The organism is Gammaproteobacteria bacterium, from assembly GCA_034522055.1.
GTDB lineage: Bacteria > Pseudomonadota > Gammaproteobacteria > JAABTG01 > JAABTG01 > JAABTG01.
On record JAXHLS010000002.1, the window covers coordinates 1,958,174 to 1,973,832 of the forward strand.

Below are 15,659 nucleotides of genomic sequence, written 5' to 3' on the forward strand. Positions count from 1 at the left end.
AGACCATCCGGGCATGCATTACTCCACACGGCTGCGTTGGATCAAACCGGGCCTCGACGAGGAACTGGCCGGCTTGCGCCACCTCCTATCCGAAGTCTCGGAGGGCGTGCTGGCGCCTGAGCACCTGGAAGAGGTGCGCCATTCCCTGGCCCGCATCCGCGGCGTCCTCGAGCTGATATCCGTCTACGGTGCCGTGCTGCTGGTGGAGGAGATGGAGGCCCTGGTGGTGTCCCTGACCCGGGGCCGCGTGGAGCAGCGGGATGATGGCCTGCGCCTGCTAATGCAAGGGGTGTTGCAGCTGCCCCATTATCTGGAGCGGGTCCAGCGTTCCGGCCGGGACATCCCCGTTCTCCTGATGCCCCTGCTGAACGACATCCGCGCGGTGTTGCGCCGGCGTCTGTTGTCGGAGACCAGCCTGTTTTCCCCCGATCTGACCACCGTCATCCCCGACCTGCCGTTGTCCGCCGTGGTCCAGGGGGCCGTCAGCGAGGATGGCGTCAAGGCCTACGCCAAGCGCCTGCGCACCCGGTACCAGAAGGGTCTGGTGGACTGGTTCCGGGACGAGGAGGGCCACGGCCTCGGTACCCTGGCGGCCGTGCTGCGCTATCTGGAGCGGCTGTCCGGCAACAGTCCCCTCGGGACTCTGTGGTGGGTCGCCCTGGGCGCGGTGGCCGCCCTGCGGGACGGCAGCCTGCCCGCCGGGGTCTCCATCAAGCTGCTCCTGGGCCAGATCGATCTGCAGATCAGAGAACTCGCCGAGACGGGCGTGGACCATCTGGATCACCCGCCGCCTCCCGAGCTGATGAAGAATCTGCTGTTCTACGTCGGTCGCTTCCGCTCCTCCCGCCCGCGGGTGCAACGCATCGCAGAGGTCTATCGCCTCGACGACCTGCTGCCCGAGGAGGACGAGGACGGCTTTCTGGGGCCTGGTCTGGAGGTGCTGGATGCCGTCAACGAGGCGTTGTCAGACGATCTGTCCCGGGTCAAGGAGGTGATGGACATCTTCGTGCGTTCCGAGGCCGCCACCATCGAGGACCTGCGCCCCACCATCGGCATGCTGTCGCGGGTGGCCGACACCCTGGCGCTGCTGGGACTGGGGGGCGCCCGCCACACGGTACGCGAGCAGATACAGCGGCTGACGGACTGCCTGGAGGGCCGCGAGGCCCCGGACACCCACACTCTGCTGGCCATCGCCGGCCAACTCCTGGAGGTCGATGCGGCCCTGTCGGCGCTGGCCTCCCGCGGTCTCGACGAGGCCCTGCGGGCAGACCGCGGGGTTGGACAGATCGAGGCTCTCGAGGACCACCATCAGCGGCAGCTGACCGCCGCCGCGGTGGGGGAGTTGCGGGTTGATCTGGTGACCATCAAGGAGCACTCGGAGGCCTTCATCGCCGATCCCGGGGCCATCCATCATCTGGACGGTATCCAGGAAGGTTTCCAGCGCGTGGTGGGGGGGCTGCGGATGCTGGACCTGGGACCGCTGGCGGACTTCATGAGTGAAGCCGCCCGCTACGTGCGGGAACGGTTGCGCGAAAGCGCCCCCCAGCTGCCGTCCCGGGAACACCTGGAGGCCTACGCCGACACCGTCATGAGCGCGGATTATTTCCTCGAGGGCTACCTCGAGGGTCGGCAGGACACGGATGAGATCCTCGACCGTATCCGCGCCGCTGTGGCGGCCCTCGAGCTGCCGCCGGACGTGGATGTGGACGAGGAGCTGGATTTCGCTGACAACAACGAGGACATAGAGCTGGCGCCGCCGCCGCCTGAGCGGCTGGAAGCGGAAGGCCTCGCCGCCCTCGAGGTGGACGAGGGACTGGTCTTCGGCGACGACGAGGAGATCACCCTGGCCTCGTTCCCGGGAGAGGCCTGGACCGACGACGAGGAGGACGAGACGCCGGCAGAGATGCCGGGACACGTCAGGGCCAGCCTCGAGGACGCCAGCGCGCGCCTGCGCCGCCTGGACCACGACGATGCGCCGGCACCGCCGGAGCCTGAAGCGGCTGCCACGCACCCTGGTGGCGGGGTAGCGGCGGACGAGGCACCCGGTGAGGAGATCGTCGCCATCTTTCTCGAGGAGGCGGAGGAGACCCTCGCCGCCATTGCCGGGAGCCTGGAACGCTGGCAGGAGGCACCGCAGCAAAGGGAACCCCTGGGGGTCCTGAGGCGCAGCTTTCACACCCTCAAGGGCAGCGGGCGTCTGGTGGGCGCCTTGCACGTGGGCGAGCTGGCGGGGGCCATGGAGCGGCTGCTGAACCGGCTGCTGGAGGGCACCCTGGGTTACCGCCCGGCGATCCCGGAACTGTTGTGGGAAGCCCACGGACTCATGCCTGAGCTGGTGGCGGCCTACCGGTCGGGCCGCGAGGCGCCGCCGGCCTGCCGTGAGCTCATCCGGCGTGCCGAGGCCCTGGTCGATGGGCGGCCACCGGGGGCGGAGCGGGACGAGCCCGAGGACGGCGGGGAGGGCGGCGACGGGGAGGGAACGGACTCTCCCGGGCCGCTCCCGGGAGGACACGTGGCGGCCCCCGTCCCGGCGAGCCGGTCCGCCATGTCCGTGGGCGCCATGGATGCCGCCATGCTGCAGGTATTCCTGGCGGAGGCCGAGGGCGTGCTGGCGGGTCTGCAGGGGATCTGTTCCCAACTGACCCTGGCCGGCGGCGGGTTGGTGGACGAGAGTCTGGTGCGTCATTGTCACACCCTGAAGGGCATTACCCGGCTGGCCTCCCTGGATGGGCATTCCCGCCTCTACGGTGCCCTGGAGATCGTCTTCGACCTCCACCGCAAGGGCGTCAAGCCCGTGTCCATCGACGGCTGCGTGCTGCTCCAGGAGGGCGTGGATGTGCTCGCCGCCACCCTGGATGCCCTGCGCGCCGGGCGCGAGCCCGAGGCGCCGGAGGAGGGCCTCATCGCCCGCGCCCGGACCCTCGCCGAGGCTCCCATCAGTGTGCGGGAGGTTGCGGTGCCGGGGCGGGAAGAGGACGAGCTGGCGGCCGAGTTGCGCGAGGTATTCGTGGAGGAGGCCGAGGAGATCCAGCAGTCCTGCGATCAACTGCTGGAGAAATGGCAAGGTCCCGACGTGGATGCGGGCACCCTCGTCGCATTGCAGCGCCACATCCATACCCTCAAAGGCGGCGCGCGGATGGCGGAGTTGACCGCCCTGGTGGCCCTCAGTCACAGCCTCGAAACCCTGCTGGGGCGTCTGGCCGAGACCCGGGTCTCGCCTTCGGCGCGCCGCCGGGAGGTGATCCAGCAGGGGCTGGATGCCGTGGCCGATATGCTCGATGAGGTGCGTTCCGGGCGCACACCCGGGGAGGCGACGGCCCTGGTGGCGGCCATCGAAGGGGCGGCGGCGACGCCGGCCGCCGGGGACACCGCGGCCGACGACGAGCCGGCGCCCGAACCTGAGGTGGCGGTACTGGAGCACCCGCCGGTGGTGAGCCTGGCGACCGACAGCCTCGTTGGATCAGGCGATGGAGAGAGAGAGTTGCCGGGTATCGAAAAGGTGGCGGTGGAGGTCAATCTACTGGATCACCTGGTGTCCACGTCGGGTGAGATCAGCATCTCGCGGTCACGGGTGGAGCAACAGGTGGGCGCGCTGGGCTCCACCATCAAGGAGATGGAACAGACCATCGGCAGGCTGCGTTCACAGCTGCGGCGTCTCGAGATCGAGACCGAATCCCAGATCCTGTTCCGTCACGAGCGGGCGCCCCAGGAGTCCCCGGGCAGTACCTTCGACCCCCTGGAGCTGGATCGCTATACCGAGGCCCAGCAGCTGTCCCGCGGCCTCACCGAGAGTGTCTCCGATCTCGAGAGCATCCAGGGCCAGCTCACCGATCTGGTGCGGGACTCGGAGGCCTTTCTGCTCGAGCAGGCCCGTCTCTCCTGCGATCTCCAGGAACGCCTGCTCACCACCCGCCTGGTGCCGGTGGCCCGCTACATCCCGCGGCTGCGCCGCCTCGTAAGGCAGACGGCGAAGGAACTGCACAAAAAGGTGGAACTGCATGTGCGGGGTCACGACGAGGAACTGGACCACACCATCATCGGCCCGCTGGTGGGGGCCCTCGAGCATATGCTCAACAACGCCGTGGACCACGGCATCGAAACCCCGGAGGAACGTCACCGACGGGGCAAGCCAGCCGTGGGCCGCATCGACTTGGCGGTGGAGCGGGATCACGGTGACATCGTCATCCACCTGCGGGACGATGGCGCGGGCATGGATCGCGAGGCGATTCGCGCCCGGGCCCTGGAGCGTGGTTTGATGAGTGACCGGGTGGAGGTCACGGATGCCGAGCTGGTGCAATTCGTATTCGAGCAAAGCTTTTCCACCGTCGCCGAGGTCACCCGCATCTCCGGGCGTGGCGTGGGCCTCGACGTGGTCAACGCCGCCATCAATCAACTGGGCGGCTCCCTGACGGTGGATACCAATGCCGGTATCGGCACCGGCTTCGTCATCCGCCTCCCCACTACGCTCTCCGTCAGTCAGGCCCTGATGGTCCAGATAGAGGAGGAACGGTTCGCGGTGCCCCTGTCCCACCTGGAGGGGGTCATGCGCCTGTCCCGGGATGAGGCCACGGTCCTCCTCGCCGAACCCGCGCCCGCCCTCAATTATCTGGGGGAGACCTATCAGCTGTTTTCCCTGGCGTGCCTGCTGGGGGTGGTGGGCGGCATGGCGCCGTCCGCCCTGGTGCGCCGGGTGGCGGTGTTGTTCGTGCGGGTAGGGGATCGGCGCATGGCCTTCCTGGTGGATGCCCTCGGCGCCCACGAGGAGGTGGTGATCAAGCCCGTGGGCCCCCAGATAGGCACCGTGAGCTGGATCCTCGGCGCCACGGTCATGGGCGACGGTCGGGTGGTACTGGTGTTCGATCTGCCGGCGCTGGTTCGTCTCGCCGCCACCCGGCCGGCCCTCCGGGAGTGGCGACGGGCCGCGGGGCAGGAGACGGGACGCCCCCCCCTGGTGCTGGTGGTGGACGACTCCCTGACCGTGCGCCGGGTGGCCGAACGCTTCCTGGAGCGCAATGGCATGGAGGTACTCACCGCGCGGGATGGCCTGGAGGCCCTCGCATTGCTGGAGGAACACGCGCCGGACGTCATGCTGCTGGACATCGAGATGCCGCGCATGGATGGCTATGAGTTGGCTACCTCGGTGCGCAACGACGCCCGTCTTCGCCATCTGCCCATCATCATGATCACCTCCCGCAGCGGCCACAAGCATAGCGAGCGGGCCCGTTCCCTCGGCGTGAATCACTACCTCAACAAGCCCTACCAGGAGTTCGAACTCCTCGATCGCATCCACGCCTTGACGGCTCCCGGCGATGGCTGAAGAGCCGGATGCCATCCGCGTGTTGTTACTGCCCCTCGACGGGCCGCCGGCCCTGGTGCCCATGGCCGTGGTGGCGGAGGTGACGGCCTACGGCACCCCGGAGATGCTGAATGAAGGGCCCGACTGGCTCATGGGCTTCATTCATTGGCGCGGCCAGCGGGTGCCCTTGGTGTCCCTCGACCGCGCCCTCGGCCGCGGGTCCGGCCCCGGACGCACCGGCAGGCCGCGCAGCCTGGTGGTGTTCCACGCCATGACCCGGGATCCGGACCTGCCCTACTACGCCGTGGTGACGGCCGCGCCTCCTCACCCCACCATGGCCCGCGAAATGGAATTGGGCCATCGCGGCCGGGCCGCCGAGCCCTATGGCTGGGGATGCGTAGAGCTGGCAGAGGCGGGGATGGTGGATATCCCCGACCTCGAGCGCCTCGAGGCCGACCTGGTAGAGGCGGTTCGCCGCTGCAGCATCACCAGCGCCTGAAGAAGTCGCGTGGCAGCCGGAGGGGTGCAGGATGCGGCCGGCGTTGCCCATGGCGGGGTCCGCTTCTCAGGGCCCCGGCGATGGCCGGAAGTCCCCCCACAGGGACTGCAGGGCCGCCAGCACCGCCAGGGGCGCCGTTTCCGCCCGCAGCACCCGGGGGCCGAGGGTGATGCCCCGAAACCCATGCCGGACTGCCGCGGCCAGTTCACCGTCCGTGAGGCCGCCCTCCGGGCCCACGAGGATGACGACGCCGTCGGCCGGGGGGGCGATGTCAGCCAGGGCCCCACCGCCCGCCGGATCGAGCACCAGCCGGGTGGCGGGCGCCGGCGGTAGCCGCTCCAGGCCCTCCTGCAGGTTCACGGGCGGGGCGAGCCGGGGTATGCGGGCGCGGCCGCACTGCTCCGCGGCGCCCCTGACGATGCCCTGCCAATGCTCCAGGCGGCGCGGGACCTGGCGCGCCTCCAGGTTGACGCCGCAGCGTTCGGTGAACACCGGGGTGAGGGCCGACGCCCCCAGTTCCACCGCCTTCTGCAGGGCGACGTCCATGCGGGAGCCCCGGGTCACGGCGAGCATGAGGTGGCTGAACAACGGACTCTCGGTGGCGACGGCTTGGGGCGGTCCCAGCCGCAGGGTCATCGTGCCACGCCCGGCCGTGGCCACGGTGGCCGGATAATCCAGGCCGTAGCCGTCGAACAACAGGCATTCGTCGCCGGCCTTCAGGCGCAGCACGCGCCCGAGATAATGGGCGCGATCCCCCGTCAGGGTGAGGTTCGGGGTGTCGGCGAGGGGATTGGGGACGTACAGGCGGGGCCGGCGCACGGGCAGGCTGGAGGGAGACCCTCAGTCCTTGTCGAGGAGGGCGGAGAAGACCTCGTCTTCCTTTTCGAAACGTTCCGCGAGCACCTCACCCAGATGGGACAGGTCGCCGGGCAGGGAGCCCTTCAGGTGTTCCGCATCACTGCCATCGTATTTGTCGTTGAAGTCCACCGCCTGTTGGGTGGTGTGGGCCACGAAGTCGTAGTTCCTGTCGGCGGCATCCAACACGCTGCGGCGGCGCTCCGAGCCCTCGGACAGCCGCGAGAACACCTCGAAATGCACCGCCGCCACATAGTCCACCAGGATCTGGCAGAAATCCCCCACCATGCGCTCCACGGGGGTTTCTTCGGTGTAGGGTTCGAGGCCCGCCACCTTGCAGTAGAGGACGAGGAGCTGTTCGCGCTCCTGCAGCAGATTGTCGATGACCATGCGGCTGTTGTCGCGACGCTCGATGGTCGTAGTGGGGGAGCCCGGATGATTCATGATGTGAGGGGATTTCCTTGGATGCGGCAGCCCTGGACGGTACCCCTATTTTTCCCTGCTGCCAAGGGGGCGCGGGGCCGTGGCGGACGGTCCTTTCGCGGTGGTGCGGCGGTGCTGTGGGACGGGGTCAACATATCCCCGAGTAAAGATCCAGATTGGAATCCATCGGGGTGGAGCGCGGATAATCGCGCCCTTGTTTTGTCTCCCGGGAAAAAATCGTGTGGTTTAAGAATCTGCGTATATATCGGCTGGCTGGTGCCCTCGAACTCATGGAGCAGGAAGTGGAAGATGGGCTCGCCACCCAGTCCTTCAGGCCGTGCGGGCAAATGGAGTTGGATTCGGCGGGCTTCGTGCCGCCCCTGGGTCAGGATGACGGGCCCTTGAGCCATAGCGTCAACGGCTGCCGCCTGTTCTGTATGCGCCGAGCCGAGCGGCTGCTGCCGGCGGCGGTGGTGAACGAGGTGGTGGCCGAAAAGGTGGCCCACATCGAGGATACCGAGGGCTACCCGGTGCGGCGCCAGGAGCGCAACCGCATCAAGGATGCGGTGTTTCACGAGCTTCTGCCCCAGGCCTTCGTGCGTTCCCGTCTGGTGTGGGCCTATCTGGACGAGTCCACGGGACTGCTGCTGGTGGACGCGGCCTCCGCCAACCGGGCGGAGGAGTTCCTCGTGGTGTTGCGTGAGGCCCTGGGCTCCCTGCCGGTGTATCCCCTCACAGTCGCCCAGTCGCCGGCCAACATCATGTCCGCCTGGCTGCGGGGCGATGACCGCATCGCCGGGCTGTCCCTGGGCGAGGAGTGCGAGCTGCGCGACCCCGAGGGCGCCGAGGGGGTGGTGCGCTGCCGCGGCGTGGACCTGTCCGATCCGGAGGTCCAGGCCCATCTGGAGCATGGGCGCTATGCCGTGCGCCTGGCCCTGGACTGGGAGGACCGCCTGTCCTTCGTGCTTGGTGACGATTTCGTCATCCGGCGCCTGCGCTTCGGCGACCGGCTGCTGGAGGAACGGGAGCGCGACGAGGCGGATGACGAGGCCTCCCGCAGGGATGCCGACTTCGCCCTCATGGCCCTGGAGTTGCGGACCTTCCTGCCGCGCCTGATCGAGGCCTTTGGCGGTATCGCGGAGAATCCCTGAGCGAACATGTCAGGCCGGCAGTGACTGAAGGTAGGTGGCTGCGGGAAGCCGGAAGCGGGGGAATGATGCCGTGGAGGAGCAACCGTCAAAGAATTCCTACACGATCGGTAAAAATGTTGATTTCTTTTCCCCGCCCGTTTTTGCAACATAGATCCCGTGCCCGAGACGGGGCTTGGAAGCCCAACTCAAGGAAGGCCGGGGGACAAGGAACCCTCCCGGACCGGCTCCTCAAAGGATTGGAGCCAGTGTGTTCAGGAAACCTCGTGCGCGCATACTCTCTGGACTTAGCGCCCGCTTCCCCAGCGGGCGTACTTTTTTGTGCCTCGCTTTTTTATCGGCGCGAATTGATTCAAGTTAACCAGGAAAGCGGCGGTTTGGGAAGAGGGGGGTATGGTGGGCCCTGCAGGACTCGAACCTGCGACCTACCGATTATGAGTCGGCGGCTCTAACCAACTGAGCTAAGGGCCCGTCTGGAACCTCGCTGGCACTGCCATTCTTCTTCGTGCGGCTCCCTTTGGCCAGAGCCCTCGCAAGCACTCATCCCTGGCGTCGCACCCAGCTCGGCATCCATGCCTCGCGTTCGCCGGGCTGCGTTCTGACATTAAGTCAGAACGGTCCCGGCTCACCCTACCGATTATGAGTCGGCGGCTCTAACCAACTGAGCTAAGGGCCCGGAGATGAACTGTCCCGGAGCACGGATGTAGGTCGGGATTCATCCCGACATCCGGCCCGGTTTCATGCACCCGGCGTTGGGCCGGAACCCTCACCGGCGGGCTGTCGGGCTGAAGCCCGACCTACACAACCCCCCACCGCCTATTCCTTTGGCACGGATGTAGGTCGGGATTCATCCCGACATCCGGCCCGGTTTCATGCACCCGGCGTTGGGCCGGAACCCTCACCGGCGGGCTGTCGGGCTGAAGCCCGACCTACACACCCCGCCACCGCCTATTCCTTTGGCACGGATGTAGGTCGGGATTCATCCCGACACCCCATCTTCCTCAGTCCAGGAAGCTGCGCAGGGTCTCGGAGCGGGAAGGGTGGCGCAGCTTGCGCAGGGCCTTGGCCTCTATCTGGCGGATGCGCTCCCGGGTGACGTCGAACTGCTTGCCCACCTCTTCCAGGGTGTGATCGGTGTTCATGTCGATACCGAAGCGCATGCGCAGCACCTTGGCCTCCCGGGGGGTGAGGCCGGCGAGCACGTTCTGGGTGGTCTCCCGCAGGCCCTCGAAGGTCGCGTTGTCTACCGGTGCCTCGATGGTGGTGTCCTCGATGAAGTCCCCCAGATGGGAGTCCTCGTCGTCGCCGATGGGGGTCTCCATGGAGATGGGCTCCTTGGCGATCTTCAGGACCTTGCGCACCTTGTCCTCGGGCATCTCCATCTTCTCGGCCAATTCCTCGGGGGTGGGCTCGCGGCCCATCTCCTGGAGGATCTGGCGCGAGATCCGATTCAGCTTGTTGATGGTCTCGATCATGTGCACCGGGATGCGGATGGTGCGGGCCTGATCGGCGATGGAGCGGGTGATAGCCTGGCGGATCCACCAGGTGGCATAGGTGGAAAACTTGTAACCGCGCCGGTACTCGAACTTGTCCACGGCCTTCATGAGGCCGATGTTGCCCTCCTGGATGAGATCCAGGAATTGCAGGCCGCGGTTGGTGTACTTCTTGGCGATGGAGATCACCAGCCGCAGGTTCGCTTCCACCATCTCCTTCTTGGCGCGCCGTGCCTTGGCCTCGCCGATGGACATCTTGCGATTGATCTCCTTGATTTCACCGATGGTGATCTGGGCCTGGGCCTCGATCTGGGCCAGCTTCTTCTGCAGCCGCTGTACTTCCGGCACGACGGGTTGCAGCGCCTTGGCCTTGGACTTGTTCTGCTCGAGGTAGTCGGGCAGCCACTCCAGGTTGGTCTCGTTGTCGGGGAAGCTGGTGATGAAGGTCTTGCGATCCATGCCGTTGCGCGTGACGCACATGGTCATGATGCTTCTCTCCAGCTCGCGGATGCGTTCGACCACGTTCCGCAGATTGTGGGTGAGCACGTCCACCAGCTTGGGCACCAGCTTCAACGCCATGAATCTCTCGGCGATCTCCACGCGCTGCTTCTGGAAACGCTTGGCGGCGGCCGAGTCGCGCTTCTGCACGCCCTTGACTCGCTTGAAGCCGCCCTGGAATTTCTCATAGGCCTCGCGTACCTCTGCTGCATATGCAGCGACGCGTTCCGGATCGGGGCCAGTGTCGACGGGCGAGGCGTCATCCTCGTCGTCGTCACTATCACTGTCGTCCGTCGCGTTGTCGGTGGCGGCCGTATGCGCTGGCGGCTGATGGTTGGCGGGGGCCGCCGCGGGGGCGGCAGGCGCCACGGCGTCGAGGTCGACGGTGAATCCGCTCACCACGTCGGTGAGCTTGACCGCGCCGTTTTCCACCGCCCCATAGGCCGCCAGGAAGGTGTTGATGGTGTTGGGATAGGTGGCGAGGGCGGAGAGCACCTGATTGAGGCCGTCCTCTATACGCTTGGCGATGACGATCTCGCCCTCACGGGTCAGGAGGTCAACGGTGCCCATCTCGCGCATGTACATGCGCACCGGATCGGTAGTGCGACCGAACTCGCTGTCCAGGGTGGCCAGGGTGGCCACCGCCTCTTCGGTGGCGTCCTCGTCGTCGGCGGAGGGCGCGGTCTCGTTCATGAGCAGGGCGTCGTCGTCCGGCGCGATCTCGTGGACGGTAATGCCCATGTCATTGATCATGCCGATGATATCCTCGATTTGTTCAGGATCGACGATGCCATCGGGGAGATGGTCATTGACCTCGTGGTAGGTAAGGAAGCCTTGCTCCTTGCCCTTGGCGATGAGCGCCTTAATCTGGGATTGCTGCTGATTCAAATCCATGGTTGACCGGCAATGTTGTGTGAGCCCTTTTTGGCGGGCGAAGCTCTCAATAATGACACGGATCTCGTTCGATTTCCATGTTCAGCCCCGCGATGTCAGGCCCTTGGCCGTGGCCAGGGCCCGTTGATACTGTTTCAGTTCGTCCTCTGAGGCGGTCCCTGCCTTGATTTTCTGGCGTAACGGCTGGATCTGTTGTTCCTCCATGAGACGTGCCAGTGCCCCCGTGAAGTCCGCCTGGGGGTCGAAACCCGCCGGCTCCGGCTCCATGGTGCGGGCGATCTTGTCCAGGAATACCCCGGTCTCCGTGTCTCTGAAGTGTTCCATCACCACTCCCATGGACACTTGGGGGCTTTGCTCCAGGAACTCAAGCATGGCGTCGAGGACGGCCGCGCCCGCCACGGGCAGGTCGCGCACCGCCTGCCGCTCCGGGACGTGGGCGGCGAGTCCGGGATGCCGCAACAGCAATGTCACGAGGTTGCGCATGGGTGTTTTCTTTGAATGACGCTGGGCGCGGAAGTTCTGGGCCGGGGCGTGGTCGGCGGCAGAACGGCCCTGGAGAACACGGTCGAGCTGCTGGGAGGCCATGCGGCAGCGCTCGGCCAGATTGTCCACTACGACACGGCGCAGCGCGCCCGGCGGCAGGTGGGCGATATAAGGCCGGGCCAGGTCGATGAGATGGGCGCGCCCGTCGGGGGTGGCGAGGTTGGTCCTGGCCGCCAGGCTGTCCAGCAGGAAGGCGGACAGGGTGGCCGATTCATCCAGCCGCGCCGCGAAGGCTGCGGCGCCCCGAGTGCGCACCAGGGAGTCGGGGTCCTCGCCCTCGGGCAGGAAGGCGAACCGCGCCTGGCGTCCCTCCTGCATCCGCGGCAGGGCGTTCTCCAGCGCCCGCCACGCCGCACGCCGGCCCGCGTCGTCGCCGTCGAAGCAGAACACCAACTCCGGGGCGGTCTTGAACAAGGCCTCGATCTGTTCCGTGGTGGCGGCGGTGCCGAGGTTGGCAGTGGCATAGAGGATGCCGTGCTGGGCCAGGGTCACCACGTCCATATAGCCCTCCACCAGCACCAGTCGCTCCAGGCTGCGGTTGGCCTGCCGGGCCTCGTGGAGCCCATAGACCTCGCGGCCCTTGTGAAACACGGGGGTCTCGGGCGAGTTGAGGTATTTGGGCTCACCGTCGCCCATCACGCGGCCGCCGAAGCCGACGATGCGTCCGCGGCGGTCACGGATGGGGAAGATGATGCGATCCCGGAAGCGATCATAAGGACGGCCCCCTTCCTTGGCGTTGGCCAGCCCCGCCTTGACTGCCAGTTCCAGGCGCTGGCTGTCGCCCCCCAGGGTGCCGACGAAGCCGTCCCAGCCGGGCGGCGCGTAGCCCAGGCCGAAGCGTGCGGCCGTCTCCCCCGTCACCCCACGCTCCTTGAGGTACTCCACGGCCTTGGGTGCCTGGCGGAGCTGGCCGCGGAAGTAGCGCGCGGCCTCTTCCATGATGTCGAACAACGGTCCGTCATCGTGGCGTGCCGGGCGCGCCTCCCCGCCGCCCTCCCGGGGCACCGTGAGGCCGGCGCGATGGGCGAGTTCCTCCACCGCCTCGACGAACTCCATGTGCTGGTATTCCATGAGAAAACCCAGCGCCGTGCCGTGGGCCCCACAGCCGAAACAGTGATAGAACTGTTTGTCGGGACTGACGGTGAAGGATGGGGTCTTCTCGCTGTGGAAGGGGCAGCAGGCCTTGTATTCCCGGCCCGCCCGCTTGAGGGGGACGAAGCGATCGATGAGGTCGACGATGTCCGTACGGGCAACCAGGTCATCTATGAAGTCGTTGGGGATGCGCCCGGCCATGTTCAGAGGGTGGCGGGTCGCCGGGCGTTGGGGGCTGCGGGACGTTGGCGCGGGGAGCGGTCCACCTTCGGGGCCTGCGGGACCGGATGTGAGGGGGTCAGCCCCCGAGGCGCTGCTTGACCAGCCCGCTCACCCTGCCCATGTCGGCGCGGCTCTCGATGCGCCCTTTGAGGAGCCCCATCACCCGCCCCATATCCTTGACGGCAGCGGCCGCGCTCTCGGCGATGGCGGCATCGATCAGGCCCGCCAGCTCGTCGTCGCCGAGGGGAGTGGGCATGTACTCCTCGATGATGCCGATCTCGAGACTTTCCTGGTCCGCCAGGTCCTGGCGCCCGGCAGCGGTGTACTGCTCCAGGGAGTCCCGGCGCTGCTTGAGCATCTTCTGGAGCACGTTCGCCACTTCGGCATCGTCGAGCTCTGTGCGTTCGTCGACCTCACGCTGCTTGATGGCGGCACTGATGAGACGCAGGGTATCGAGGCGCGCCTTGTCCCTGGCCCGCATGGCGTCCTTGATGTGGCTCTGGATGGTGGCCCTGAGATCGCCGCCCATGGTCGCGGGGGCCGTCAGTAACGCCGCTGGGGCTTGGAGCGTAGGATGTTACGGGCCTGGCGTTTCTGGGAGCGCTTGACGGCCGCCGCCGCCTTGCGCTTGCGCACCGAGGTGGGTTTTTCGTAGAACTCGCGGCGCCGGACCTCGGTGAGGATGCCCGCCTTCTCGCAGGAGCGCTTGAAGCGCCGCAGGGCGATGTCGAACGGTTCGTTTTCCTTGACTTGTACGGTTGGCATAGGGAACCAAACACTCACTGTGGTGAATAGAGCACGGCATAGTAATTAGAATGGCCGGGTGATGTAAAGTGCGGGTTTTTCCGCGGGGACGCGACCCATGAACATCCTTGGTATCGAGACCTCCTGCGACGAGACCGGCGTGGCCGTCTACGGCGCTGGCGGTGGCCTCCTCGGTCACCGCCTGTATAGCCAGGTGGCGCTCCACGCGGCCTATGGCGGCGTGGTGCCCGAACTGGCCTCGCGGGACCACGTGCGGCGCCTGCTGCCACTGGTGGGCGAGCTGCTGGAGGACACGGGCCTCGCGCGCACGGACATCCACGGCGTGGCCTACACCGCCGGGCCGGGTCTGGCGGGCGCCCTGCTGGTGGGAGCCGCCCTCGGGCGGGGGGTGGCGTGGGCCCTGGACGTGCCCGCCGTGGGGGTCCATCACATGGAGGCCCACCTGCTGGCCCCGATGCTGGAGGATCCCGCTCCAGATTTCCCTTTCCTCGCCTTGTTGGTCTCCGGTGGCCACACCCAACTGGTGGCGGTGGAAGGCGTGGGACGGTACCGACTGCTGGGGGAATCCGTGGACGATGCGGCCGGCGAGGCCTTCGATAAGACCGCCAAGCTGCTGGGTCTCGGCTACCCCGGCGGGCCGGCTATCAGCCGGCTGGCGGGCGCGGCCGCGGGCGGGCGCTACCGCTTTCCCCGTCCCATGACCGATCGGCCGGGCCTGGATTTCAGTTTCAGCGGCCTCAAGACCTTCGCCGTCAATACCCTGAGGGCGGACAGCGGTGACGCCGACAAGGCGGAGATCGCCCGGGCCTTCGAGGAGGCGGTGGTGGACACCCTCATCATCAAGTGCCGGCGGGCCCTGGAGGCCACCGCCTATCGCCGTCTCATCATCGCCGGCGGTGTGAGCGCCAACGCCCGCCTGCGCGAGGCCCTGGCGGTCCTGGCGGCGGAGCGGGGGGTGGAGGTCTATTTCCCCCGCCTGGAGTTCTGTACCGACAATGGGGCCATGGTGGCCTACCTGGGATACCTGCGCCTAGTGGCGGGTCAGCGCGAGCCCACGGGGTTCACCATTCGCCCGCGCTGGCCCCTCGACACCCTCGTCGCACCCTCGGGCACAGGGACGTGACGCCATTCGTGATCACCCCCGGGTGTCCGGGATGAAGTCGGCGGAGAATCACGCTTTCCCGGCGTTTCCCCGCAGCGCCGGGGTGGACCACCGGGGTCAGTTGCCGGCGCCGTCCAGGGTCTGCCCCTCGCTCTCGGTGGCCGGGGGCTTGCGGGTACCGATCTTGTCTTCGCGGCCCGCCAACAGGTTGCGCAGGTTGGAGCGGTGCCGCCACAGCAGCAGGATGCTCATGGCCGTCACGACGGCCAGTTCGCCGGTGCCGGCATCGAGGGCATAGGCGTAGGCGGGGGCCAGCAGGGCCCCGCACAGGGCCGCCAGGGAGGAATAGCGAAAGGCGACGGCCACCACCAGCCAGGTGGCCAGCACCGCCAGGGCCAGCGGCCAGGACAGGCCCAGCATGGCGCCGAAGGCGGTGGCCACGCCCTTGCCGCCGCGAAAGCCGAAGAACACGGGGTAGAGGTGTCCCAGGAAGGCCGCTAAGGCTACCAGGGCGGGCACCAGTGAACCCGTCGAGAAGGCGACCGCCACCAGCACCGGCACCAGGCCTTTGAGCACGTCGCCGGCGAGGGTCAGGATGGCCGCCCGCCGGCCGCCCTCCCGCAGCACGTTGGTGGCTCCGGGATTGCCGGACCCCACCGTGCGGGGATCGGGCAGTCCCATGAGGCGGCAGGTGATGACGGCGGTGGCGACGGAGCCCACGAGGTAGCCGCCGAGGATGAGCAGGACATCGGTCAACATGCCGCTATTTGACGCGCGCCCTGCGATCCAGTCAATGGCCCGGACGGGAGTGGGCGCGTAGGAATTGGCT

Annotated in this window: 11 protein-coding genes and 1 tRNA gene; 4 read left to right on the forward strand and 8 right to left on the reverse strand. The window is 67.3% G+C overall.

Annotated elements, in window-relative coordinates:
• Window positions 1–13 precede the first annotated feature (13 nt).
• Together U5S82_09475 and U5S82_09480 are read left to right on the forward strand one after the other, a co-directional pair.
• Window positions 14–5,317 (forward strand): Hpt domain-containing protein, encoded by a 5,304-nt coding sequence (locus U5S82_09475; protein MDZ7751875.1) that lies wholly within the window; start codon window positions 14–16, stop codon window positions 5,315–5,317.
• On the forward strand, window positions 5,310–5,795 hold the full coding sequence (locus U5S82_09480; GenBank protein MDZ7751876.1) for a chemotaxis protein CheW: 486 nt from the start codon (window positions 5,310–5,312) through the stop codon (window positions 5,793–5,795). The genes U5S82_09475 and U5S82_09480 overlap by 8 nt, the downstream gene beginning before the upstream one ends.
• Before the next feature lie 66 nt (window positions 5,796–5,861).
• Here U5S82_09480 and U5S82_09485 read toward each other — a convergent pair whose 3' ends face one another.
• On the reverse strand, window positions 5,862–6,614 hold the full coding sequence (locus U5S82_09485; GenBank protein MDZ7751877.1) for a 16S rRNA (uracil(1498)-N(3))-methyltransferase: 753 nt from the start codon (window positions 6,612–6,614) through the stop codon (window positions 5,862–5,864).
• Between the two features lie 21 nt (window positions 6,615–6,635).
• Window positions 6,636–7,094, reverse strand: coding sequence for an Rsd/AlgQ family anti-sigma factor (locus tag U5S82_09490; protein MDZ7751878.1), 459 nt, complete (start codon window positions 7,092–7,094; stop codon window positions 6,636–6,638).
• Between the two features lie 218 nt (window positions 7,095–7,312).
• Between U5S82_09490 and U5S82_09495 the strand changes: the two genes are divergently transcribed.
• Window positions 7,313–8,224, forward strand: coding sequence for a recombination-associated protein RdgC (locus tag U5S82_09495; GenBank protein MDZ7751879.1), 912 nt, complete (start codon window positions 7,313–7,315; stop codon window positions 8,222–8,224).
• 391 nt (window positions 8,225–8,615) lie between these two features.
• On the opposite strand, the gene U5S82_09500 is transcribed toward U5S82_09495, so the two are convergent.
• From U5S82_09500 to rpsU, 5 genes are all read right to left on the reverse strand, one after another.
• Window positions 8,616–8,692, reverse strand: a tRNA-Ile gene (locus U5S82_09500).
• 530 nt (window positions 8,693–9,222) lie between these two features.
• Window positions 9,223–11,157, reverse strand: a complete 1,935-nt coding sequence (gene rpoD, locus U5S82_09505) for an RNA polymerase sigma factor RpoD (protein ID MDZ7751880.1) — start codon at window positions 11,155–11,157, stop codon at window positions 9,223–9,225.
• 30 nt (window positions 11,158–11,187) lie between these two features.
• Complete coding sequence (dnaG, locus tag U5S82_09510) at window positions 11,188–12,942, reverse strand: DNA primase (GenBank protein MDZ7751881.1); 1,755 nt, start codon at window positions 12,940–12,942, stop codon at window positions 11,188–11,190.
• 97 nt (window positions 12,943–13,039) lie between these two features.
• Entirely contained in the window at window positions 13,040–13,492 is a 453-nt protein-coding gene (locus U5S82_09515; GenBank protein MDZ7751882.1) for a GatB/YqeY domain-containing protein, read from the reverse strand.
• A 14-nt stretch (window positions 13,493–13,506) separates the two neighbouring features.
• On the reverse strand, window positions 13,507–13,728 hold the full coding sequence (gene rpsU / locus U5S82_09520) for a 30S ribosomal protein S21 (GenBank protein ID MDZ7751883.1): 222 nt from the start codon (window positions 13,726–13,728) through the stop codon (window positions 13,507–13,509).
• A 97-nt stretch (window positions 13,729–13,825) separates the two neighbouring features.
• On the opposite strand from rpsU, the gene tsaD reads away from it, so the two are divergent.
• Window positions 13,826–14,851 (forward strand): tRNA (adenosine(37)-N6)-threonylcarbamoyltransferase complex transferase subunit TsaD, encoded by a 1,026-nt coding sequence (gene tsaD, locus U5S82_09525; GenBank protein ID MDZ7751884.1) that lies wholly within the window; start codon window positions 13,826–13,828, stop codon window positions 14,849–14,851.
• 96 nt (window positions 14,852–14,947) lie between these two features.
• Here tsaD and plsY read toward each other — a convergent pair whose 3' ends face one another.
• Complete coding sequence (gene plsY / locus U5S82_09530; GenBank protein MDZ7751885.1) at window positions 14,948–15,589, reverse strand: glycerol-3-phosphate 1-O-acyltransferase PlsY; 642 nt, start codon at window positions 15,587–15,589, stop codon at window positions 14,948–14,950.
• Window positions 15,590–15,659 lie beyond the last annotated feature (70 nt).